The sequence below is a fragment of the Sulfurivirga caldicuralii genome, from assembly GCF_900141795.1.
Lineage (GTDB): Bacteria > Pseudomonadota > Gammaproteobacteria > Thiomicrospirales > Thiomicrospiraceae > Sulfurivirga > Sulfurivirga caldicuralii.
The window spans coordinates 180,880-202,583 of the sequence record NZ_FSRE01000003.1 but is presented as its reverse complement, the minus strand read 5'-3'; the positions used below and the strand labels follow the sequence as shown (position 1 = coordinate 202,583).

The window sequence follows — 21,704 nt, the reverse complement described above, 5'->3', positions numbered from 1 at the left end:
TGCCTGCCATGATGATGCGTAAATTTCTTCTCTCCGCCGCTACCGCGCTGGCGCTTGCCGGGTGCAGCGGCACCGCTCTGCAGAAGCCGGCTGACCCCACAGCCCCAGCGGCGACGTCGTCGCTGCCGCCCGAAGTCATGTATCAGGTGCTTGTTGCCGAGCTGCTGGCGCAGCGGGGCGATTACGACGGTGCCTACAAGCTGCTCGAGCCGCTGGTGCGACGCCTGCGGGATCCCGAGTTGGCGCAGTGGCTGTTTACGCTCTCCATGCAGACCTACGATCTGAAAAAGATCGAGGCGGCCTCGCTGTTGTGGCACGACATCGAACCGAAAAACCCCACGCCGCTGCGGGCAGCATGGCTGCTGGCCCTGCGTCAGGGCAATCTGGCCGAGGCGCTGAATCTGTTCGATCAGTATCAGCAGGTGACCCCCGAGTCCCTGGATGACGATCTGCTGCTTGCTGGAGAGCGTGTGGCCGGAGCGATTCGCAGCAAGGCCGCCGAAACTTTCGTCGAAGCGCTATTGAAGCGCTATGGCACGCACTGGGGTGCCCATGTGGCTGCCGGTCAGATTCTGGCGGCGCGCCAGCAGTGGGATCGGTCACTGGCCGCCCTGCGCCGCGCGCTGGAATTGGATGCGCCGCCGCAACGTGTTCATCCGCTGCTGGTGCGCACCTATCTGGCGGCCGGCCGCCACAGGGAAGGGCTCGAGGCGCTGGCGGATTATGTCAGGGCGCACCCGGAGGACTGGCAGACGCAGGCGGAATATGCCCGTCTTGAAGTGGCCACTGGACAGTTCCGCGAGGCCGAGGCGCGCTTTCTGGCCGTGCTGAAGCAGAAACCAAACGCGGATGTGGCGCGGCTGGCGCTGGGCCTGCTGCGGCTGGAAAGGGGGGATTACGCCGAGGCGGAACAGGATCTCAAGGCGGTGCTGGACAACCCGATTACAGCGCAGACGGCGGCCTATTATCTGGGGCAGCTGTACGAGAAGCAGGGCAAGGTGGATGAGGCCATCAAGTATTACGCTCAGGTGCAGCACCCCAAGTATCAGTTCGATGCGCAGCTGCGCATGGTGCGCCTGCTCTACCCGCGCATTGGTCTGAAGAAGGCGCTGGCGCTGCTAGACAAGTTTCATCCGAAGGATTTGGCACAGCAGATCGAGCTTTTGCTGACCCGGGCACAGCTTTATCAGGCCGCGGGTGATCGCGCGGGTGCCCTGGCGACGGCCAGCAAGGTTGAGACGCTGGCCGCAGATGATGTACAGACACTGCTTACGTTAAGCGCCCTTTACTATGATCTCAAGGCTTATGATCGCTACGAGGCGCTGCTGCGCAAGGTGCTGACGCTGGCGCCGGACAATCCTGAAGCGCTCAATGCACTGGGCTATTTCTATGTGGAGCAGAACCGCAATCTGGACGAGGCGAAGCAGTTGCTGGAAAAGGCGTTGAAACGCTCGCCGGACAGCTACTATATCCTCGATTCGGTGGGCTGGCTCTACTATCGCCTCGGTGATCTGGACAAGGCAGCCGACTACCTGCGCCGGGCACTGGCGCTGCAGGCGGACGAGGAAGTGCTGGCGCACCTGCTCGAGGTGGAAGCGGCGCGCGGCGATCGGCAGGCTGTGGAACAGCTGTTGCGCAAATATGACAAATTGATTGCAGGCAGCGAAATGTTGGGTAAACTGGTAAAGCGTTTGCGGCAGAAACCGTGACGTTGAGTACAGGGAAAAATTTTCCGTTCACAGCCCTTGATTTTGGGTGATCGATCGGCATAATACGCACCTGTCTCATTGCTCTGCTGGGCCGTCGCCAAGCGGTAAGGCAGCGGGTTTTGATCCCGTCATTCGGAGGTTCGAATCCTCCCGGCCCAGCCATTTTCCTCTAAGCATTCATGTCTTAGGAGACAGCCTTTCATGGCAAAGAATTCCTCCGTCATGGTGTTCGCCGGCAACGCGAATATCCCCCTTGCCGAAAGCATCGCATCCTATCTTGATCTTCCTCTGGGCAATGCCAAGGTTGGCCGCTTCAGCGACGGCGAAATCATGGTGGAAATCGAAGAGTCCGTGCGCGGGCGCGATGTCTATGTGGTGCAGCCCACCTGTCCGCCTCAGCCAGCGGCAAACCTCATGGAGCTGTGCACCATGATGGATGCGCTACGCCGTGCTTCCGCCAAGCGCATTACTGCGGTGATTCCCTATTACGGCTATGCGCGTCAGGATCGCCGCCCCCATTCGGCCCGCGTTCCCATTACGGCACGTCTCGCCGCGGATTTCATTACCGTGGCCGGCGCCAACCGGGTCATTACCGTGGACCTGCACGCCGATCAGATCCAGGGCTTCTTCGACATTCCCGTGGACAACATTTACGGTTCCAGTCGCCTGATCAAGGACATGTACGAGACCAAGCAGCTGGAAAACGTGGTGATTGTCTCGCCCGATGTGGGCGGTGTGCTGCGCGCCCGTGCCGTGGCCAAGGCGCTGGATGTGGATCTGGCCATTATCGACAAGCGCCGTCCGCAGGCGAACGTGTCCGAAGTGATGAACATCATCGGCGATATCAAAGGGCGTGACTGCATCATCATTGATGACATGGTGGATACGGCCGGCACCCTGTGCAAGGGTGCTGCGGCACTGATGGAGCATGGTGCCAAGTCGGTTTCCGCCTATGTGACCCACCCTGTTCTGTCCGGTCCGGCGGTGGAAAACATCAAGCATTCCGTATTGGATGAGCTGGTGGTGACCGACACCATTCCGCTGGATGTGCCGGCGCGCAATTGCGAGAAGATTCGCCAGATCAGCATCTCCCAGATTCTTGGCGAGGCCATTCGCCGCGTCAACCAGGAAGAGTCCGTCACCGAGCTGATGGGTTGGCGCGGCTGAAGCGCGCGCATCTCGATTGTCTGGAAACGCCCGCCTTGTCTGCGGGCGTTTTGCTTTCCGTGCTCGTTTTCTGGAATTTTCCAAAAAAATCAGTACAATACCGCCTTCCCCGCCGTTGCGGGGACCGTTGTCGGGCCTGGTCGCGGGTCAAGTCAGCGGTTCATGACTCAATTTTAGGAGAGACACCATGTCTGGATACGATACCGTTTGGAAAGTGCAGAAGCGCACAGACGAAGGGAAGGGTGCGAGCCGCCGCCTTCGTCGTCAGGGCAAGGTTCCTGGCGTTATTTACGGCGCTGACAAGGATGCCGTGCTGATCACCATCGACAGCAACTTCATCGAACACACCATCGAAGATCCGCGTGTTTACAACACCATCATCACCATTGAAGTGGAAGGTGGTGACAAGGAAACTGCCGTTCTGAAGGAGGTGCAGCGTCATCAGGTAAACGGTCGCGTCACCCACGTGGACTTTCAGCGCATCGACGAGAACCGTAAGATCAAGAAGCGCGTTCCGCTGCGTTTCGTTGGTCAGGATCGCGCCCCGGGCGTGAAGATGGGTGGTTTCATGACCTTCTTCCTCTCCTCTGTGGAAATCCGTTGCTATCCGAAGGATCTGCCCGCCGAAATCGTGGTGGACGTGTCCGACATGATGCCTGGTACCACCAAGCGTCTGTCCGACATCCCACTGCCCCAAGGCGTTGAGCTGACAGCACTGCTGCACGGCAAGCCTGAATACGACCAGGCGGTTGTAGCGGTGTCCAAGCCGAAGATCAAGAAGTAAGTTCCTCTTCGGACGACAAGCTGAAGCCGGCGTATGTGCAAGGTCAAGGCAATTGTCGGGCTGGGAAACCCCGGCCCGAAATACGCAGAGACCCGGCACAACGCCGGTTTTTGGTTTGTGGACGAAGTTGCCCGCCAGCAGGGTGTGCAGTTTCGTCCAGAGGCCAAGTTTCATGGCGAGGCTGCACGTGTCTCCATTGACGGCAATGACGTGTGGCTGCTCAAGCCGTCCACCTTCATGAACTGCAGCGGGAAGAGCGTGCAGGCGCTGGCACGGTTCTACAGGATTCCGCCAGAAGCCATTCTGGTGGCGCACGATGAGCTGGATCTGCCGGTGGGTACGGTTCGCCTCAAGCGCGGCGGCGGGCATGGCGGGCACAATGGCCTGAAGGATATCATCAAGGCACTGGGCAGCCGCGAATTCGGTCGCCTGCGCATTGGCATCGATCATCCGGGCGATCGCAATCAGGTGGTGGACTATGTGCTCAAGGCGCCTGGCAAGCTGGCGCGTCAGCTGATTGACGATGCCATTTACGAAGCGACCCGCTACCTGCCGGAGATCGTCTCTGGCGACTGGGAACGGGCGATGAATCATCTACACGCATTCAAGGCAGGGAACTGATCATGGGATTCAAGTGCGGTATCGTCGGGTTGCCTAATGTGGGCAAATCCACTCTGTTCAACGCATTGACCAACGCCGGCATCGAATCGGCTAACTATCCATTCTGCACCATTGAGCCCAATGTTGGGGTGGTGCCGGTGCCGGATCCGCGCGCAGACAAAATCGCCGAAATCGTCAAGCCGGAGCGCACGCTCTACACCACCATGGAGTTTGTGGATATCGCCGGACTGGTGGAAGGCGCCTCCAAGGGCGAGGGTCTGGGAAACAAGTTCCTCGCCAACATCCGCGAAACCGACGCCATTGCGCAGGTGGTGCGCTGCTTTGAAAACGATGACATCGTGCATGTGGCGGGCCGTGTCGATCCGCTTTCCGACATTGAGATTATCAATACCGAACTGATGCTGGCGGACATGGAGTCCGTGGAAAAGGCCATTGCCAAGGTGCAGCGCAAGGCCAAGTCCGGCGACAAGGAAGCCAAGGCGCTGCTGGAACTGTACGAAAAGGTGCTGGCAGGTCTCGAGGCCGGCACGCTGATCCGTGCACAGGGGTTGAGCGACGATGAGATCAAGGCGTTGTACGACCTGCACCTGCTCACCATCAAGCCGATGATGTACATCGCCAATGTGAACGAGGACGGCTTCGAAAATAATCCGCATCTTGATGCCGTGCGCGAAATGGCCGAGAAGGAAGGCGCTCCTGTGGTACCGGTGTGCGCGGCCATCGAGTCGGAAATTGCAGAACTAGAAGACGAGGAAAAGCTCGACTTCCTGCAGGAACTGGGGCTTGAGGAGCCCGGCCTGAACCGTGTGATCCGCGCCGGTTACGACCTACTCGGCCTGCAGACCTACTTTACCGCCGGGGTGAAGGAGGTGCGCGCCTGGACCGTCAAAAAGGGTGCAACCGCACCGGAAGCCGCCGGCGTCATCCATACCGACTTCCAGAAGGGCTTTATTCGCGCCGAAGTCATCGCCTACGAGGACTTTATCAGGTATGGCGGCGAGCAGGGCGCAAAGGACGCGGGCAAAATGCGTCTGGAAGGTAAGGAATATATCGTGCAGGATGGCGACATCATGCACTTCCGCTTCAACGTATAGCGGCTTGACTTGCCCCGGTTCCGTCGCTACAATGCGCCTCTCTTTCGAGGCCAGCGTGGCGGAACTGGTAGACGCGACGGATTCAAAATCCGTTGGGGTAAAACCCGTGTCGGTTCGAGTCCGACCGCTGGTACCAAAACTCGGTTTGTAGGCGCGTAGCTCAGCTGGTTAGAGCACCACCTTGACATGGTGGGGGTCGCTGGTTCGACTCCAGTCGCGCCTACCATTTTCCTAACGCTTCTCCTTTTCCTCGCCGTTCATATCCGTTGCCGGTGGCGCCAGTTCGTCAACCTTTGCATTCATCCAGTGGTAGGCCTTGCGCGCGGTCAGCGCAATCAGGCGGGCATAATTGGCTCGGGCGACCAGGCTTTCCATCTGCTCCACCTGCAGCTCATGATGTCTGAGACGTGCATAGACCCCCTGCTTGAACGCTTCGTAGGCACGCTTGATCTTCGTATAGGTCTGGTTCAGTGCTTCTTCTCCCAGTGGCGTCAGCGCCTGAGTGGGATCCACCAGTTGCAGAAAGGCACGCACCGACTGTTCCAGTCGCTCGATCTCCTGCTTGAGCCAGGGCGTGGGCTGATAGGCCAGCGTTTCCCGCTGCCAGCTTGCCAGCCAGCCGAGCAATTGGAAGTATTCGTGCAGCATGTGGATATAGCGGATCGCGCGAATATCCTGCTGGCTTTCGGGCAGACGCTGAATTAGCTCGATCATGTCCATTTCCAGTTGTTCGAGGTATTTGCGCGCTGCCGCCAATTCATCCTGACGCGCCGTCGTATTTTCCTGCAGCATCTCCTGCGCCAGTGAAAGCACATTGTGACCCGCGGCACGCGTATGCTGATCCAGCAGGGCAATCAGACCCTCCGGCAGTGTTTCTGCTGGCAGTGAAAGGGTGGGCGGCCGCCATCGGTCCAGCTGCTCGTTTTTGAACAGGCGATTCAGCCAGCGCGCCAAGCGGCTGGTCCACGGCCATAGCAGCATGACGCCGAACACATTGAACAGGGTGTGAAAGGCGGCCAGTTGCACCAGCGGGTCGTCGTACCCTTCCAGCGTTTTGGTCAGCAAGCGCACCACCATCAGGAACAGCGGCAGGATGGCCAGCGCAGCCAGGGCCGTGATCACATTGAAAATCAGGTGGGCCGTGGCCAGGCGTCTCGCCACGGGGCTGGCACCAATGGCAGCCAATAGGGCGGTCACAGTGGTGCCGATATTGGCGCCAATGGCCATGGGCGCGGCGTGTTCCCAGCTGATGGAGCCTGCGGCCAGTGCACTCAGAATGATGGCGGTGGTGGCGGAAGAGGATTGAATAAGCGCAGTGATGAGAGCGCCAAAGGCAACGTAGGCGAGGGTGGTGATGATCCCGGGAGCATCAAACTGGGGCAGCTCGAGGCCGATGATATGTCCGGAAAAGGCGCGTTGCATGTACTCCAGGCCGAGAAACAGCAGCCCAACCCCCCCGAGCGCTGTTCCCCAGGCGCCCCCGCGGTGCACGGGCCCGAAAAAGAGCCGCAGGGCTGTACCCAGGGCAACGAGCGGCAGGGCGCCGGCTATGACATCCACCTTGAGGCCGATGGTCGCCACCAGCCAGGCGGTAAAGGTGGTGCCCACATTGCTGCCGTACACCACCCAGATGCTCTTGTAGAGATTGAGCAGGCCGGCTTCCAGAAACCCCAGCAGCATCACGGTGACCACCGAAGACGACTGTAGCAGAGCGGTCAGCCCAAGTCCGGCGAGAAAGGCCTTCAGTGGTGTTTCCGTGGCGCGGTGCAGCGTTGCGGACAGGGTATGGCCTGCGCCGGTGCGCAGCCCCTCTGTCATCAGCAGCAGGCCAAGCAGAAAAAGTCCCAGTCCGCCCGCCAGAGTCAATAAGGCATTCAGCATGACGCTAGCGTATCACACTGGCGATATTGGTCGGCAGAGGATATTGGTTGGCTGTGAAAAAAATAGAATGAGAATAACCCATTCAGTCCAATTGTATTCCCCCCATTTTGAGCACCAGTCAGAAGTGGTCTATGCGGCCGTAATGGCCAACTTCTGTCTTGGGGGCATGCCGCCCAGGGCCATATTGGGACGCTCGTTATGTATTCCCCCCATTTTGAGCACCAGTCAGAAGTGGTCTATGCGGCCGTAATGGCCAACTTCTGTCTTGGGGGCATGCCGCCCAGGGCCATATTGGGACGCTCGTTATTGTAGACCCATAGCCATTGGGTTGCCTGCTCCCGAACCTGTTCGATGGATTCAAACAGGTGCTGATTGAGCCAGTCGTACCGTACCGTGCGATTGTAGCGCTCCACATAGCCGTTTTGCTGCGGCTTGCCCGGTTGGATATGCTCTATAAGGATATGATGTCTTTTGGCCCACTCCTGAAGGGTTCGACCTATGTATTCAGGACCGTTGTCACATCTGATCGTCTGCGGCTTGCCCCGCCACTCCATGATGTTTTCCAGCGCTCGAATGACTCTTGGTGCGGGCAGGGAAAAGTCCACTTCGATTCCAAGGCCTTCACGATTGAAGTCATCGATCACATTGAGCAGCCTGTATGAGCGGCCATCGTCCAGACTGTCGTGCATGAAGTCCATGGACCAGACCTGGTTGATATCCTGGGGTATGCTCAGGGGTTCCGGCTTGTCCCGCCTGATCCGTTTTTTGGGCTTGATGCGCAGATTCAGTTCTAATTCCCTGTAGATGCGGTATACGCGCTTGTGGTTCCACTTGAAGCCTTTGACATTGCGCAGATACAGAAAGCACAGACCAAAGCCCCAGTTGCGATAGGTGGCGGTCAGTCTGACCAGCCAGTCGGCAATGAGGGCATTGTCATCCGAGAGCCTGGGCTGGTATCGGTAGCAGTTGGGGCTGATGAACAGGGCCTTGCAGGCCTGGCGGATGCTGATGCCGTGTCTGTTGACAGCCGCTTTGGCCATCTCCCGCCGCTGAGATGGCCTTAGAGCTTTCCCTCCAGGGCTTCCTTGCGGATCTCGGCCATGAGCCGCTCTTCGGCGTACATTTTCTTCAGACGGCGGTTTTCCTCTTCAAGTTCGCGCAGACGCTTCATAAGGGATGCATCCATGCCACCGTACTTGGCTCGCCATTTGTAGAAGGCGGCACTGCTCATGCCGTGCTCACGGCACAGTTCGGCCACTGGGGTGCCAGCCTCCGCCTGCTTAAGAATGCTGATGATCTGGCTGTCACTGTAGCGGGATTTTTTCATGTGGAATCTCCTTGTCATCCATTATCGGAAAATTCCACTTCCGGCTGGTACCTTTTTTCGGGGGGAATACACCACCATCCTACTCTTCCTTGGTTACATGAAGAATTCGCCGCAATTCCTCTCGCAATAGCGCTTTTCGCTTTTCCACAAACTCCCTGAAGTTGGAGAATGACAAGTCCACATTCGGGATGAAATGCCGCTTCATGTAGTTCGCTCTCTCTTCGGCAGACTTGCAGGTTCTCGCAAGCCAGTCCGCGAAGTCCATATCGCTCTTTTCCTGGTTCGGGATACCCTCCAGGAGTTGAAGATTAGGCAAAAGGTCCACGTTCTCCAGATAGAACTCGATATCTGCGTCCCGAATGCCCTTCTGTCGCAACTTTGGTTTCTTGAACTTGCTTCGTGGATGAATGTGATCAATGTGGAATCTGTTTCGGAAATCCAATGTCGGATAAAGCAGGGCGAGGACCGAAAATGTATATCCTTTTCCGTACTTATGGCGGAGGAGGTTTTCCACATCATCTTCGGTGCAGACCAGTGATCTGGTGGTGCCTTTGAACCTGTGAACGATGTCCTGATAAGGGAAGCCGTCACGGGCCTCGCGCAGCATTTTTCTAACCGGCCGAAGTACTGTATCGGGTGAGCCGCCGAACACTCGCTTTACCAGAGAAAGGATGAACCAACGGCGAATCGCCTCACGGTCCTCGGCATAATGGGCCGAGGTGTCGAAGTTCTTCGGTAGCCCCCGTGCCTTCAGGTAGTAGGCTATCGGAATCACGGGGTAGTTCGCCGTCAGGGTATCGCGGCTATATCCAAAGCCAGCGACCAGGCTGACAGCCCCGCGCAGGGCGTCTTCGATGTCGTCCCATTGTTCCTCGATATTCAGCATGTTGGCCTTGTTGAAATTGTCAACCTTGAAAGCAATATCAGTGAAATCCGCCAGGACGAGGCAGCTCTTCAGCACGAAGTCCTTGTTGAAGTTGAATCCATCGCCCATGCCATTGAGTTCGTCGACAAACGACGTAATCTCCTCGCGAGCGTCCCGTTTCTTCCACTGCGCCGTGGCGACGGACAGTAGTAGGTCCGAGTAACTGAGAATTGTCCCGCTGCTATTGACGCGGATGAAGATGTTCAGAACCTTATCAAGGCTCTCGTCCTTCTCTAGAAAGTAGTTGATCACTTTCGCCTCGTGGACAACGGACCAAAGTTTGAACAGCGTTCTGTTTGCAAAGCGGGCTTGATCCTGGGGCTTCTGCGCCAACTCGTGCGAGATCAGATAATCATTCACCTCCCAGTGTTCTTTCAGGTTCAGGACCTCTCCGACCTTGAACCAGAACACGTCGTCACCGTCGGTGCTCGCCTCCTCGTCCGTTAGAAAGGCGAAGTCGTAAACCATGTCGGTCTCGTCGCCATTCTTTTTGGGACCAAGCAGGTTGATATAGAGCCGCCGAACCGGATACGCCCGAGGATTGTCCCAGCGCTTTCTAGGCTCTTTGTAAGCGTATGATCCCTTCAGCCCGAGGTAGAGCGACGTTAGCCTCTGCTGGCCATCCAGAATCGCCGTGATATCGTCCTCCCCGCTGACATCGGCCTTCGGGTTGTGGCACATGTTACGCTCATGATAGTCTCTCACGAACTCGTAGAACTGGTATTGGCCGACGTTCTTCTTCTCGACGTGCCAGAACAGAAACGAGCCGATGGGGTAATCACGCATCAGGGAATCGAACAGGCGGGTGATCTGGTCGACCTCCCACACGACCTCCCGTTGTATCGCCGGGAGTAGGTACTTCTTGGCGTGAATATTCTCCACGGCCTCCTTGACGGTTATGGGCGTTTGGAAGGACATCAGTGCTCTCCCCAATCCTCGGCCGCATCGCGGCGTTGTTCACTCGGCCTCGTCATCGGCATTCCCCTCATCGGTCGTGACCTCTGTGGTTGCGGTGACGCGCTTGCGATTCTTCTTTTTCCTCTTCGGCGGTGGGACCTCACATAGGTGCTCCAGGCCATGGGCGATGGCGATGGAGCGATCGGTTCGGCACTTTTCCTTCACCCGGTCCGGCCAGAGTTGTTGACCTTCCCCCACCATTTACTCCACCCCCAAGGTGAGACAAAGTCATCTTACGCCACCTGACATCTGGCGGCAAACTCCGCCGGTGGCAGATAATCAATCGAGCTATGCGGCCGCTCCGTGTTGTAGTGGTGCCGCCATTGCTCAATCACCACTTTGGCCTCTGTCATGGAAGCAAACCAGTGTTGATTCAGGCAGCTATTCCGGAATTCGCCATTGAAGCTCTCGATGAGGGCATTCTGGGTCGGTTTACCGGGCTGAATGAAGTGCAGCTTGACGCCTGTTTCCTGACCCCAGCGCAGCATGGCCTTGGAGGTGAATTCTGCCCCGTTGTCCACAACAACAGTTTTGGGCCGTCGTTTCAGGCTGCTGAGAAATCGTACAACCGCCTGACCTGTGATACTGGGAGCGACCAGTTGTCCGACGCACTCCTTGGTGAAGTCGTCCACAATGTTGAGCACCCTGAAGCGGTAGTCATTGATCAGCGCATCCGATACAAAGTCCATGCTCCAGCGCTCATCAGGCCGTGTGGGCACCACCATGGGTATTCTTGGGCGTTTGAGCTTCTTGCGTCTGGCGGTTCTGACCTGTAGGCCCAGCAGACGGTACAGACGGTACACGCGTTTGCGGTTGATGTGCTGCCCCTGATTGACCAGCATGGCATGGAGCATGAGATAGCCATAACGGGGATGGCTTTCAGCCAGGGTTTTGAGCTGATTGGCCAGCTTTTGATCCGAGATCAGTTTTTCCAAACTGGGCTTGTAGCGTAGGGTGCTGCGCTCCTGACAAATGAGCCGACAGGCTTTGCGCTGGCTATATTGCCAGGTTTGCTGTAGATACTCTACCGCCTGGCGTTTGGCTGGAACGCTCACCACTTTTTTGAGAGCACATCCTTCAGGGCCATGTTGTCCAGCATGGTGTCGGCCAGCAGTTTTTTGAGCTTGGCATTCTCTTCTTCCAGTTCCTTGAGGCGTTTGGCTTCAGAGACATCCATGCCGCCATATTTGGACTTCCAGCGGTGGATGGTGCCGGCAGCCACGCCGTGCTGTCGGGCCAGCTGAACAACAGGCACGCCGGCTTCGTTCTCCTTGAGGATCAGGATGATTTTTTCGATGGAAAAGGTCTTGCGCTTGCCCATGGTGAAATCTCCTTGGTATGGGTCTATTGTCGGAAATCTCACTTTGGATGTGGTGTGGTTTTTGGGGAGAAGGTCAGACTCCCCGCCTGGAAATCCGCATTAATCCCACTTCCCAAATCCTGCGACGGACTTTTGGTTCGAAAATTCGGGTGCTTTTTCGCACCACAGGCCGTGTTTCCAAACTTGCGAAAACGGCCGGCTGGCTCAATCCATTGATATAAAAGGGATTGCCCAACCGGACGAGCTTCGGACTTCGTCCGGAGAAAACAGAGAATCTGGGGGCAAACAGAGAATGAAAGGCGGGAAAAGAGGAAGAATCAGGCGGGTGGAGAACGGGTCTGGAAAGATGTGAAACGGACGCAAACCATTTGAAAACAAGAGAAAATAAAAAACCCGTCGTCCCGGAGAAGACCTACGGAGAGACGGGTTTGTCTTTTCTAAATGGTGGAGGTGGGCGGAGTCGAACCGCCGTCCGGGGTGCCTCCATTTAAAGATCTACATGCTTATTCAGTCTATTCGTTTAACCAGCCGCTACCCGACTGACAGGGATCACGACTGGCGAGCCTGTGAGGTTTAGCGTTGTTTCACCCAGGCCAGTGAACAACGCGATCCCGTTTAAGCCGATACCCAGCTGGGGCGATACGGGCATCGCACCCAGAGGGCACTCGCTGGATTAAGCAGCGAGAGCGTAGTTTTCGTCGTTTGCAACTATAACAAACTGGACCTGATTAGCGAGCGTGTCCAAGCTCGGCATGCACTTTAAACTTCGCACACCCCGTCGAAACCAGTGCACCCCCGAATTGGGTATGGATCGAACAGGATGTTGAACGTTTAAGTATACTTTGATTATGGGGATCAGCGCGTCATTTTCAAGAGGCGCTGTTTCTGGCGCTGCCAGTCGCGGTCCCGCTCCGTGGCGCGCTTGTCGTGCAGCTTCTTGCCCTTCGCCAGACCGAACTCCAGCTTGACTCGCCCCTTTTTCCAGTAGAGCTGGAGCGGCACCAGCGTGTAGCCCTGCTGGTCTACCTTACCCATCAGGCGGTCGATTTCGCGCCGGTGCAGCAACAGCTTGCGCGTGCGTGTGGGATCGTGATGGGTATGGGTGGAGGCGGTGGTCAGTGGCGTAATGAGTGCGCCGATGAGCCAGGCCTCGTTGTTGAGGATTTTGACCCAGGCATCGCGGATATTGACCTTGCCCGCGCGCAGGCTCTTCACCTCCCAGCCTTCCAGTGCAATGCCGGCCTCATAGGTCTCTTCGATGAAGTAGTCGTGCCGCGCTTTCTTGTTGACGGCGATGACCGGCGAGGGGGCTGCGTTTTTTTTCTTTGCTTTTTTTGCCATAATGCGCGGATTATAGCGTGTCAGGCAATCCATGAAAAAGATAACCCGTTCTGCCCTGCAGCCCTATCCGGTGGATCACCTCTACGATCTGGTCAACGATGTGACGCGGTACCCCGAGTTTCTCCCCTGGTGCAGTCGGGGCGAAGTGCTGGAAGCCTCCGACACGCACATGGTGGCGGGCGTCACCATTGCCAAGGGGCCGATCAATCAGCGTTTTGTCACCCACAATCGTCTCGTACTCAACGAGGCCATTCACATGAGCCTGGTCGAAGGGCCATTCAGGCACCTGGAAGGGGTGTGGCGCTTTACGCCGTTATCGGACACGGCCTGCAAGATCGAGTTTGAGATTGATTACGAAGTGGCCGGCGGCCTGTTCGGGCGCATGCTGGCCCCGGTATTTGAACAGATTGCATCCACGTTGGTGGATGCTTTCAGCCAGCGCGCGAGGCAGCTCTATGGCCAGTGAAAAGTCGGACAACATGATCACCATTGAAGTGGCGTATGCATTACCCGAGCAGCAGTGGTTGCTGGAAGAGAGGGTCCCGGAAGGCACGACCGTCAGTGAGGCGCTTGAGCGCTCGCTGATTCACGAATACGTGCCGGATCTCAAGATCGACAAGGTGGGCATCTGGAGCAAGCCGGTCAAGCTGGATCAGGTGCTACGCGACGGCGACCGCATCGAAATCTACCGTCCGCTGAAGGTGGATCCCAAGGCGCGTCGGCGCAAGGAAGCGCAAAAGAAAAGGGAAACCACCGCCACCCATTGAGTGGCTGGGCTGCGCGGCATCAGTTTTTCTCTGTCGCTGCTTTTTCTGCAGCCGCTGTGTTCTTCGGCTGCAGTTGTTGCCAGCGTAGCAGATAGCCTTCCTTGTCGAAGTACAGGCGCAGGTGCGGCACGTATTTTTCGCGCAGATCGGCCTGATCCGTATACAGCACATAGTCCCAGATGGTCGGGTCGAAGGGATCCTCGCCAAATGGCGGTCCCAGCAGTTCACGTACCTGTTCCCTGCTCAGCCCTTCCTGCAGTTGCGCGACCTTTTCAGGCTCGATGAGGGTGCCCTGTACCAGCGGCGGCTGATAGGCCTTCAGCCAGCTGCAGGCGGGGAAAGCGGTGAAAAGGGTGAGGCTCAGTGCAATCAAAAGCAGGCGTTTCATTGAGGAATTCTGTGCGTCTGGTTGAATTGTTGGTAGTATATGTAAAATGCGATAGCGGCGCGAGCCGGAATCACGTAACGACGTAGCGGGCGACAGGCATGAAAAAGAATATGGATCCCAAGACAGCCGACCTGAAGAAAGCCGGTCTCAAGGTGACGGTGCCGCGGCTGAAGATTTTGGAAATCCTCGAAAACGGTGGCGAAGAGGATCACTTTTCCGCCGAAGAGGTGTATCACATCCTGCGCGAACACGGTGAGGATGTGGGGCTGGCCACAGTCTATCGCGTGCTGACCCAGTTCGAGCAGGCGGGCATCGTACGCCGGCTCAACTTCGACAACAATACCTCCCGTTTCGAACTGGATCGTGGCGATAACCACGACCATATCATCTGCATGAAGACCGGGCTGGTGAAGGAGTTTGCGGATCCAGTCATTGAGCAGCGCATTCGCGAAATTGCCGAAGAAAAGGGGTTTGACCTGGTCGGCCACAATCTGGTGATTTACGGCACCTACAAACAAGAACAAGACAACGATACAGAGGAATGACACGATGAAATTTTACATGACCCGCGCCCTGCTGGGTGCAGGCCTGATTGTGGTGGCTTGGAGTGGGCAGGCGGCCGAACTGAAAACGTTTGAGCAGAAGCTGGGCTATGCGCTGGGTGCCGACATGGCCAAGGGTCTGCAGGAGCAGGGTCTGAAGGCAGACCCGGACGCACTGCTGCAGGGCTTCAAGGATCAGATGGCGGGTCGTCCCTCACGCCTGAGTGACGAGGAGCTGGCACAGCTGGCCAAGGAAACCCAGGCCCGCGTCATCGCGCATCAGCAGGCTGAGCTTAAGCGCCTTGCCAGGGAAAATGCTGAAAAGGAAAAGGCCTTTTTTGCCAAGCTGGCCAAGAAGAAAGGTGTTCATAAGCTGGCGGAAGGCATCTATTACGAAGTGCTTCAGTCTGGCAAGGGGCCGCAGCCCAAGGCAGACGACACGGTGGTGGTCCATTACACCGGCACGTTGCTGAATGGCAAGGTGTTCGACAGTTCCGTCAAGCGCGGCACTCCCCTGCGCCTGCAGGTGAATCAGGTGATTCGCGGCTGGCAGATCGTATTGCCGAAGATGCACGTGGGTGACAAGTGGAAGGTCTATATTCCCTCCAGACTGGCCTACGGCGAGCGTGGCGCCGGCAAGGCGATCGGGCCCAACGAGCCGCTGATCTTCGAAATCGAGCTGCTCAATATCGAGCCGCGCAAAGACGAGAAAAAGTAAGCGTCCGGCTTGATTTTTGATGCGGACTGCTTAAAATACCGCCATCATTTCCTGGCTGCATAGCTCAGTTGGTCAGAGCACATCACTCATAATGATGGGGTCCCTGGTTCAAATCCAGGTGCAGCCACCAAATGCAAAGCCACCTCGATTGAGGTGGCTTTTTTGTTTCTGGGCTAAAATGCCGCCATGACATCTCGCGCCCTGTTCTTCCTGCTTGCTTCTCTCGGGATTTTTCACCTGTGGCTGAATGCTTTGCTGCCTCTGGGGGTGGATGAGGCGCACTACGCACTCTACGGCTGGTATCTCGAGTGGAGCTATTTCGACCATCCTCCGCTGATCGGCTGGCTGGAAGCACCGGCGGTACACGCCTTTGATGCCAACTGGGCGGTGCGACTGGTGCCCATTGCGCTGGGGCTGATCGTTCTCTGGCAGCTGACGGCGCTGGCGCGCGACCTGTTTCCCGACACGCCGTCAATGGCAGGCTGGGTGCTGTTTCTGGCGCTGCTGAGTCCGTTGCTGCATGGCCTGACGCTTACCCCCTTGCCTGACCTGCCGCTGCTATTGGTAAGTATCCTGCTGGTGCGCTGGCTGTGGCGGCATCGCCATGATGAGCGGCTTTCCAGTGCCTGGATGCTGGGGCTGCTCATGGGACTGGCGGGGCTTTCGAAATATACGGCGATTACGCTGGTGGTAAGCGTGGCGCTGGTGATGCTTTTGTATGGGCGTTGGCGCTGGCTGCGACAGGGGCGTTTCTGGGGCGCGGTGGCGCTGGCGGCGCTTCTGCTCACGCCGGTGCTCTACTGGAACGCGCTGCATGACTGGGCGTCGTTTACCTACCAGCTGCATCATGGTACCAAACATGCAGATTGGTCGTGGGAACGCTTTGCCATTAGTCAGGGGCGCCAGCTGGGCGCCTATGGGCCGGTGCTCTATCTTGCCGGGGTGGCGCTTGCAGTGTGGACGCTACTGCGCTGGCGCAGCACGCCCGAAGGGGTGCGCTTTTTGTGGCTGTTTGCCGTGCCGGTGTGGGCCCTGTTTGCGTGGAGCAGCGGGCACGAGCCCATTCTGCCTCACTGGACTGCGCTGGGGTGGTGGCTGTTTCTCCCAGCCATCGCCTGGTGGCTGGCATCGCGACGTTGGGCACTGTGGCTGCACGGCGTATTGGGCGGCATGGCCTGGATCGGGCTGCTGCACGTGGTCATGACCGGGGCCTGGGCTTTCAAGGCACCGCATCCGTTATTGGAGGTAGCGGGCTGGGAGGCTGCGTCTGAGCGGCTGCACAGCTGGCAAAAGCGATTGCAGACCCAGTCAGGCGTTAAAATACATCAATTCGCCGGCAACTGGTCATTGGTGAGCCGCCCTGCGTGGTATCTGCGGCTTGCCGAGGATCCCCAGGTCTTTACAGCCGATGGCAAGCTGACCCAGTTCGATTTCTGGTTCGGACGTCCCTCGGCTGGCAGCCGTGGTGTGGTGCTGTGGCACAGCTATTTCGATGATGACCAGTCGCCGGCGCAAAAGGGCCTGTTTAAGCGCTGCAGTTTGCTGGAAAGCCAGCCGGTGCGGTGGCGCGGCAAGGATCTGCAAGCAACCTTTCGCTTTTACGACTGCGAAGGGTGGAAACGAGGACAACGTTAAATGTCAGTGAAAAATGCTTTGATGGAACGCGCCGGCGGCAAGTGTGAACTTTGCGGTGCGACGGAGAACCTGAGCGCGGTGGCGCTGGAACCCAGCGACGGCAGCGCGGATCAGTCCATTCTGGTATGCGACAGCTGCAAGGGCATGCTGGAAGGCGGTGAGCTGGACGCCAACCATCTGCGCTGCCTGAACGAAAGCGCCTGGTCGCAGGAGCCGGCGGTGCAGGTGGCTGCGTGGCGGCTGCTGTCGCGCTTGGCGGCAGAAGGCGAAACCTGGGCGCAGGACTTGCTGGACATGCTCTATCTGGAAGAGGATGTGAAGACCTGGGCGCAAGCCGGTCTGGCGGATGAGGGCGAGGATGAGCCGACCCTGAAGGATGCCAATGGCAATATTCTGCGCAATGGCGATAGCGTGATTCTCGTTAAAGACTTGGACGTGAAGGGTGCCGGCTTTACCGCCAAGCGCGGCACGCAGGTGAAGAACATACGTATCACCGACGACGGCAAGCATTTCGAGGGTAAGGTAAACGGCACCTCCATCTATATCGTGGCGGCCTACACCAAGAAAGCCTGAGGCACGCGATCATACGCTGCAGAAAAGCGCCGCATGGCGCTTTTTTTGTTCCTGCCCTTTTTTAGCGCCACACAATCAGCAGGAGCCCCACGCTAAGCATCAAAGCCTGAGTCACTTCGCTCAGCGGGAACAGCGGCAGTAGCGAGAGCAGCACGATCACGACGCCCAGTGTGCGGTTGCGCGCGGCACGACGGTTTTCTGCCAGCGCCTGCTCCACGGCTTTCAGGTTCGGCACGGGGTAGGTTCGCTTGTGGTGCGCGGTTTCGTCCAGCACGCGGTGGATCAGCCCCGGCAGTTCCGGTGCGCGCTCGATCCAGTAGGGCAACTGCTGCCTTGCGGTTTTGGCAAAGCCGCGCAGGCCGACGCGCTCCTTCATCCAGTTTTCCAGGAAAGGCTTGGCGGTATCCCACAGGTCCAGTTCGTCGTTGAGCTGGCGGCCGAGACCTTCGATATTGAGCAGGGTCTTTTGCAGCAGCACCAGCTGCGGCTGCACTTCCATGCCGAATTCCCGCGCAGTGCGGAACAGGCGTATCAGAAACAGCCCGAAGGAGATCTCCTTGATGGGGCGGCCCCACACCGGTTCGCTGACGGTGCGGAAGGCAGCCTCCAGCTCGTCCACGCGCACGCTGTCAGGTACCCAGCCGGATTCCAGGTGCAGCTCGGCTACACGCAGATAGTCGCGATTGAAAAAGGCGAGGAAATTTTCCGCCAGATAGCGCTGGTCTTCCGGGGTGAGGCTGCCCATGATGCCGAAGTCGATGGCGGCGTAGCGGCCGTCCGGCAGCACGAAAATGTTGCCGGGGTGCATGTCGGCGTGGAAGAAGTTGTGCTTGAACACCTGGGTGAAGAAGATGATGACACCGTTGCGCGACAGCTGTTCCAGATCCACGCCCTGACGCTTCAGTTCATCCAGTTCGCTGACGCGGGTGCCGTAGATGCGCTCCATGGTGAGCACCTGCTCGCTGGTGTATTCCCAATAGATGCGTGGTACATACAGCAGCTCCGAGCCTTCCCAGTTGCGGCGCAGCTGGCTGGCGTTGGCGGCCTCGCGCATCATGTCCAGCTCGTGGTGCAGCGTCTTGTCGAACTCGTGCACCACTTCCACCGGATGCAGACGGCGGGCATCGGGCACCGCTCGCTCCACCAGCTGGGCCAGCGAGTAGAGAATGGCGAGGTCCTGTTCGATTACCGGCTGAATGTCCGGGCGCACCACCTTGACCACCACATCCATGCCATTGTGCAGTGTGGCCGCGTGCACCTGGGCGATGGAGGCGGAGGCCATGGGCTCTGCCTCGAAGTGGGTATAGGCCGCTTCGATGGGGCGCCCCAGCGCCTGCTCGATGATGCGGCGCGCCGCGTCGGGATCAAAGGGCGGACAGTCGTCCTGCAGCTTGCTCAGCTCGGCGGCGATATCGTCAGGCAGCAGATCCTTGCGCGTGGACAGCGCCTGACCGAACTTGATGAAGATGGGCCCCAGCGCTTCCAGCGCCTGGCGGATGCGTTCGCCGCGGGTTCCCTTGTGGCGAGGTCGCCAGTTCCACGGCAGTAGCCAATTCAGCCATACCAGCCAGGCGAAGCGGCTGCCTTCAAACAGCAGGCGGTCGATGCCGTAGTAGCACAATGTGCGGTTGATCTCGATCAGGCGGCGCAGCTGCCGGAGTGGATTGCGGTTAAGACGGCGCATCGGAAGGGGGGTCCCCGACTTTTTCGGATTCGATTTTTTCGACCCGCGCTGCCAAGGCGTCCACACGCGGCTGCAGGGCGGCAATATCGGCCTTGAAGGTTTCAAATTCCTCGCGCGTGGGCAGCAGGCGCAGTTCGAACTGTAGATATTCCTTCAGCGCCTGCTCGGCGCCGTCGCTCAGGCGCGCTACAAAGTGGCGCAGCGCCTGCTCGCTTTCAGTGACGAAGCTGGCGGGCAGCTCGCCGGCCCAGCGCTCCACAAAGGCGCCCGCATCGGGCTGCAGCTGGCCGAGGCAGTCCAGCAGCTGTTCTGCCAGCGCCGTGTCGCCCTCTAGTGCGGAATGCCCGGCGGCGAGCACGGCCTTGCGGGTGTCGGCACGCTTGAGCAGTGGCCAGAAGGGCAGACCGGTGTGAATGGTGGCGTCTGAATCGCCTTCGAGGCTGCGGTTCAGGGTAATCAGCCCGGGTTGGATGATCAGGTAGAGCGTGCGATCCAGATCGGTGAGATGCACAGCCACGGTCTTGCCCACCAGCGGGGTCATGCAGGTGCCGCCGAAGCGGTCGTAGCGTACGCTGGTGTTGAGCAGCTTTTCCAGCGCTTCGTCCAGTGCGGCGGCGGCCAGTTTAGGGTCCAGCATCAGTATTTCCACCCTCGGTGCAGGGCGACGATGCCCTCTGACAGGTTGGTGTATTCAGCCTTGTCGAAGCCGGCGTCCAGCATCATGGCCTTAAGGGTTTCCTGATCGGGGTGCTTGCGGATGGACTCGGCCAGATAGCGGTAGCTCTCCTCGTCGTTGGCGATGGTCTTGCCCATGCGCGGCAGAATGTGGAAAGAGTAGAAATCGTAGGCCTTGGCCAGCAGGGGCTGCTCCACGCGGGAAAACTCAAGAATGAGCGCCTGCCCACCGGGCTTGAGCACCCGCACCATTTCCGCCAGGGCAGCGTCCTTGTCGGTGACGTTGCGCAGGCCGAAGGCGATGGTGACGCGGTCGAAGGCGTTATCCTCGAACGGTAGCTTTTCCGCGTTGGCGATGGTGAAATCCACCCACTGTGCCACGCCGGCGTCAACAAGGCGGCGGCGACCCACATTGACCATGTTTTCGTTGATGTCGGCCAGTACCACTTCACCTGTGGGGGCGACGCGGCGCGCCAGCGCCCTGGTGAGGTCGCCAGTGCCGCCGGCCAGATCCAGCACCTTCATGCCAGGGCGCACGCCGGCGGTTTCGATGGCGAAGCGCTTCCACAGGCGGTGGATTCCGAAGGACATCACGTCGTTCATGAGGTCGTACTTTTCCGCCACCGAGTCAAACACGCTCTTGACGTGCTTGACCTTCTCCTCCCACGGCACCTCTTTAAAGCCGAAATCAACTGTCTTTTTTTCGCTCATGGCCTGCTGCCTTCAATTGCTTCAGATATTCGGCCCAGTAGTAGCCGTAGTGCTTGCCCAGTTCGTAGAGGCGCTCCCACGTGTAGATACCGGTATCGTGGCCATCATCGAAATGGATGCGGATGCCGTAGTTGCCCACCGGCGTGATGGCTTCGCAAGCCACATTTTCCTTGCCCACCTGCAGCTGATAGTCCTCCGGGCGGTGCCCCACCACCTCGGCGGACTGGGAGTGTACGCGCAGAAACTCGCAGGTGTACTCGAAGGTTTCGCCCGTATCAAAGGCGATGGTCAGCCTGCGCGCCTGCGTGTCCACCTCGATGCGGGTGGGAATCATGTCACAATCCCCATGAATACGGCCAGTAATCGATTCAGGCGCAGCATGTCGTCCTCCGGCATCCGGCCGATGGGCTGCACCAGCCGCTTGCGGGCAATGGTCGTGGCCTTGTCGATCATCACCTGCGATGGGCGGTTCAGACCGGTGCGTTCCGGATCCAGAGACAGGCGAAACAGTGGCGCATCCACCATATGGCTGGTAATGGGGAGCACGGTGACAGAGGGGTGCTGGTCAAACAGATCGGACTGCACCACCAGCACCGGGCGCGGCTTGCCATAATCGCCCGGCAGCACAGCAGAGATGATGTCGCCCCGCTTTACCATGTCCACCCTTCTGTGTCCGTGGCGTGCTCAATCCACGTTAGGGTGTCGGCTTCGTTGGGATCATTTTTCAATCGCAGGGATTGCTCCCGGCACTGGCGTCGAAAGGCTTCGCTGCGGGTATCCGGCACCCACAGCTGGACCAGGCGAAAGCCTTCCGCCCGCATTTTTTCCCGATAGCGGCGTACCCGTTCGCTGGCTGTAGTCATAGTCGTGCCTCATCCCCGTAA

At 58.4% G+C, this 21,704-nt stretch carries 24 protein-coding genes, 4 tRNA genes and 1 other RNA gene; 15 read left to right on the top strand and 14 right to left on the bottom strand.

The annotated features are described in order from the left end of the window. Positions 1 to 8 precede the first annotated feature (8 nt). From BUQ81_RS06815 to BUQ81_RS06780, 8 genes are all read left to right on the top strand, one after another. Positions 9 to 1,709, top strand: coding sequence for a tetratricopeptide repeat protein (locus BUQ81_RS06815; protein ID WP_159432273.1), 1,701 nt, complete (start codon positions 9 to 11; stop codon positions 1,707 to 1,709). Between the two features lie 87 nt (positions 1,710 to 1,796). Beyond that, positions 1,797 to 1,871, top strand: a tRNA-Gln gene (locus BUQ81_RS06810). A 39-nt stretch (positions 1,872 to 1,910) separates the two neighbouring features. Beyond that, entirely contained in the window at positions 1,911 to 2,876 is a 966-nt protein-coding gene (locus tag BUQ81_RS06805) for a ribose-phosphate pyrophosphokinase (protein ID WP_074201635.1), read from the top strand. Between the two features lie 187 nt (positions 2,877 to 3,063). After that, a complete protein-coding gene (locus BUQ81_RS06800) occupies positions 3,064 to 3,660 on the top strand; it encodes a 50S ribosomal protein L25/general stress protein Ctc (protein WP_074201634.1) in 597 nt (198 codons plus the stop codon). 33 nt (positions 3,661 to 3,693) lie between these two features. Beyond that, positions 3,694 to 4,281: an aminoacyl-tRNA hydrolase gene (pth, locus tag BUQ81_RS06795; protein ID WP_074201633.1), complete on the top strand. Its 588-nt coding sequence runs from the start codon at positions 3,694 to 3,696 to the stop codon at positions 4,279 to 4,281. 2 nt (positions 4,282 to 4,283) lie between these two features. Further along, positions 4,284 to 5,375 carry a redox-regulated ATPase YchF gene (gene ychF / locus BUQ81_RS06790; RefSeq protein WP_074201632.1) on the top strand — a complete coding sequence of 364 codons (1,092 nt, stop codon included), beginning with the start codon at positions 4,284 to 4,286 and terminating at the stop codon, positions 5,373 to 5,375. Positions 5,376 to 5,424: 49 nt separating this feature from the next. After that, positions 5,425 to 5,511, top strand: a tRNA-Leu gene (locus BUQ81_RS06785). 13 nt (positions 5,512 to 5,524) lie between these two features. After that, positions 5,525 to 5,601 (top strand) — tRNA-Val (locus tag BUQ81_RS06780). 5 nt (positions 5,602 to 5,606) lie between these two features. On the opposite strand, the gene BUQ81_RS06775 is transcribed toward BUQ81_RS06780, so the two are convergent. The 7 genes from BUQ81_RS06775 to smpB all read right to left on the bottom strand — a co-directional run bounded on the left by BUQ81_RS06775 (position 5,607) and on the right by smpB (position 13,127). Further along, positions 5,607 to 7,256, bottom strand: a complete 1,650-nt coding sequence (locus BUQ81_RS06775; RefSeq protein ID WP_074201631.1) for a Na/Pi cotransporter family protein — start codon at positions 7,254 to 7,256, stop codon at positions 5,607 to 5,609. Between the two features lie 236 nt (positions 7,257 to 7,492). Then, positions 7,493 to 8,583 (bottom strand): IS3 family transposase gene (locus tag BUQ81_RS06770; RefSeq protein ID WP_143598477.1). Its coding sequence is split into 2 segments (ribosomal slippage): positions 7,493 to 8,328 and positions 8,328 to 8,583, totalling 1,092 coding nucleotides; the frame shifts between segments, so codons are not numbered across the junction. A gap of 79 nt (positions 8,584 to 8,662) precedes the next feature. Further along, positions 8,663 to 10,426, bottom strand: a complete 1,764-nt coding sequence (locus BUQ81_RS06760) for a DUF262 domain-containing protein (RefSeq protein WP_074201628.1) — start codon at positions 10,424 to 10,426, stop codon at positions 8,663 to 8,665. A gap of 39 nt (positions 10,427 to 10,465) precedes the next feature. Then, complete coding sequence (locus BUQ81_RS06755; protein WP_074201627.1) at positions 10,466 to 10,666, bottom strand: hypothetical protein; 201 nt, start codon at positions 10,664 to 10,666, stop codon at positions 10,466 to 10,468. Positions 10,667 to 10,698: 32 nt separating this feature from the next. Then, positions 10,699 to 11,786, bottom strand: a protein-coding gene (locus BUQ81_RS06750) for an IS3 family transposase (RefSeq protein ID WP_407702708.1) whose coding sequence is annotated in 2 segments (ribosomal slippage) — positions 10,699 to 11,528 and positions 11,528 to 11,786 — 1,089 coding nt in all. Because the reading frame shifts where the segments join, the coding sequence is not laid out codon by codon here. Positions 11,787 to 12,228: 442 nt separating this feature from the next. Continuing rightward, positions 12,229 to 12,583: a transfer-messenger RNA gene (ssrA, locus tag BUQ81_RS06740) on the bottom strand. A 58-nt stretch (positions 12,584 to 12,641) separates the two neighbouring features. After that, positions 12,642 to 13,127, bottom strand: a complete 486-nt coding sequence (smpB, locus tag BUQ81_RS06735; protein ID WP_084188311.1) for an SsrA-binding protein SmpB — start codon at positions 13,125 to 13,127, stop codon at positions 12,642 to 12,644. Positions 13,128 to 13,158: 31 nt separating this feature from the next. On the opposite strand from smpB, the gene BUQ81_RS06730 reads away from it, so the two are divergent. Together BUQ81_RS06730 and BUQ81_RS06725 are read left to right on the top strand one after the other, a co-directional pair. Next, positions 13,159 to 13,593 carry a type II toxin-antitoxin system RatA family toxin gene (locus BUQ81_RS06730; protein WP_074201623.1) on the top strand — a complete coding sequence of 145 codons (435 nt, stop codon included), beginning with the start codon at positions 13,159 to 13,161 and terminating at the stop codon, positions 13,591 to 13,593. Beyond that, entirely contained in the window at positions 13,583 to 13,894 is a 312-nt protein-coding gene (locus tag BUQ81_RS06725; RefSeq protein ID WP_074201622.1) for an RnfH family protein, read from the top strand. The genes BUQ81_RS06730 and BUQ81_RS06725 overlap by 11 nt, the downstream gene beginning before the upstream one ends. A gap of 19 nt (positions 13,895 to 13,913) precedes the next feature. On the opposite strand, the gene BUQ81_RS06720 is transcribed toward BUQ81_RS06725, so the two are convergent. Next, on the bottom strand, positions 13,914 to 14,282 hold the full coding sequence (locus tag BUQ81_RS06720; RefSeq protein ID WP_074201621.1) for an outer membrane protein assembly factor BamE: 369 nt from the start codon (positions 14,280 to 14,282) through the stop codon (positions 13,914 to 13,916). 98 nt (positions 14,283 to 14,380) lie between these two features. Between BUQ81_RS06720 and fur the strand changes: the two genes are divergently transcribed. The 5 genes from fur (at position 14,381) to BUQ81_RS06695 (ending at position 17,750) form a co-directional block, all read left to right on the top strand. After that, complete coding sequence (gene fur, locus BUQ81_RS06715) at positions 14,381 to 14,827, top strand: ferric iron uptake transcriptional regulator (protein WP_234947386.1); 447 nt, start codon at positions 14,381 to 14,383, stop codon at positions 14,825 to 14,827. 4 nt (positions 14,828 to 14,831) lie between these two features. Beyond that, on the top strand, positions 14,832 to 15,542 hold the full coding sequence (locus tag BUQ81_RS06710) for a BamJ family beta-barrel-assembly machinery protein (RefSeq protein ID WP_074201619.1): 711 nt from the start codon (positions 14,832 to 14,834) through the stop codon (positions 15,540 to 15,542). Positions 15,543 to 15,595: 53 nt separating this feature from the next. After that, a tRNA-Met gene (locus BUQ81_RS06705) sits at positions 15,596 to 15,672 on the top strand. Positions 15,673 to 15,728: 56 nt separating this feature from the next. Beyond that, entirely contained in the window at positions 15,729 to 17,177 is a 1,449-nt protein-coding gene (locus BUQ81_RS06700; RefSeq protein WP_074201618.1) for a glycosyltransferase family 39 protein, read from the top strand. After that, positions 17,178 to 17,750 carry a PhnA domain-containing protein gene (locus BUQ81_RS06695; protein ID WP_074201617.1) on the top strand — a complete coding sequence of 191 codons (573 nt, stop codon included), beginning with the start codon at positions 17,178 to 17,180 and terminating at the stop codon, positions 17,748 to 17,750. 61 nt (positions 17,751 to 17,811) lie between these two features. Here BUQ81_RS06695 and ubiB read toward each other — a convergent pair whose 3' ends face one another. The 6 genes from ubiB to BUQ81_RS06665 are packed head-to-tail and all read right to left on the bottom strand — an operon-like array spanning position 17,812 to position 21,683. After that, positions 17,812 to 19,434, bottom strand: coding sequence for a ubiquinone biosynthesis regulatory protein kinase UbiB (gene ubiB, locus BUQ81_RS06690; protein WP_074201616.1), 1,623 nt, complete (start codon positions 19,432 to 19,434; stop codon positions 17,812 to 17,814). Continuing rightward, a complete protein-coding gene (locus BUQ81_RS06685; protein ID WP_074201615.1) occupies positions 19,421 to 20,071 on the bottom strand; it encodes a ubiquinone biosynthesis accessory factor UbiJ in 651 nt (216 codons plus the stop codon). The genes ubiB and BUQ81_RS06685 overlap by 14 nt, the downstream gene beginning before the upstream one ends. Further along, on the bottom strand, positions 20,071 to 20,820 hold the full coding sequence (ubiE, locus tag BUQ81_RS06680) for a bifunctional demethylmenaquinone methyltransferase/2-methoxy-6-polyprenyl-1,4-benzoquinol methylase UbiE (RefSeq protein WP_074201614.1): 750 nt from the start codon (positions 20,818 to 20,820) through the stop codon (positions 20,071 to 20,073). The genes BUQ81_RS06685 and ubiE overlap by 1 nt, the downstream gene beginning before the upstream one ends. Further along, a complete protein-coding gene (locus tag BUQ81_RS06675; protein ID WP_074201613.1) occupies positions 20,798 to 21,154 on the bottom strand; it encodes a gamma-butyrobetaine hydroxylase family protein in 357 nt (118 codons plus the stop codon). The genes ubiE and BUQ81_RS06675 overlap by 23 nt, the downstream gene beginning before the upstream one ends. Then, on the bottom strand, positions 21,151 to 21,477 hold the full coding sequence (locus BUQ81_RS06670) for a type II toxin-antitoxin system PemK/MazF family toxin (protein WP_074201612.1): 327 nt from the start codon (positions 21,475 to 21,477) through the stop codon (positions 21,151 to 21,153). The genes BUQ81_RS06675 and BUQ81_RS06670 overlap by 4 nt, the downstream gene beginning before the upstream one ends. Continuing rightward, on the bottom strand, positions 21,471 to 21,683 hold the full coding sequence (locus tag BUQ81_RS06665) for an antitoxin MazE family protein (protein ID WP_074201611.1): 213 nt from the start codon (positions 21,681 to 21,683) through the stop codon (positions 21,471 to 21,473). Before BUQ81_RS06665 ends, BUQ81_RS06670 begins: the two co-directional genes overlap by 7 nt. Positions 21,684 to 21,704: the final 21 nt, after the last annotated feature.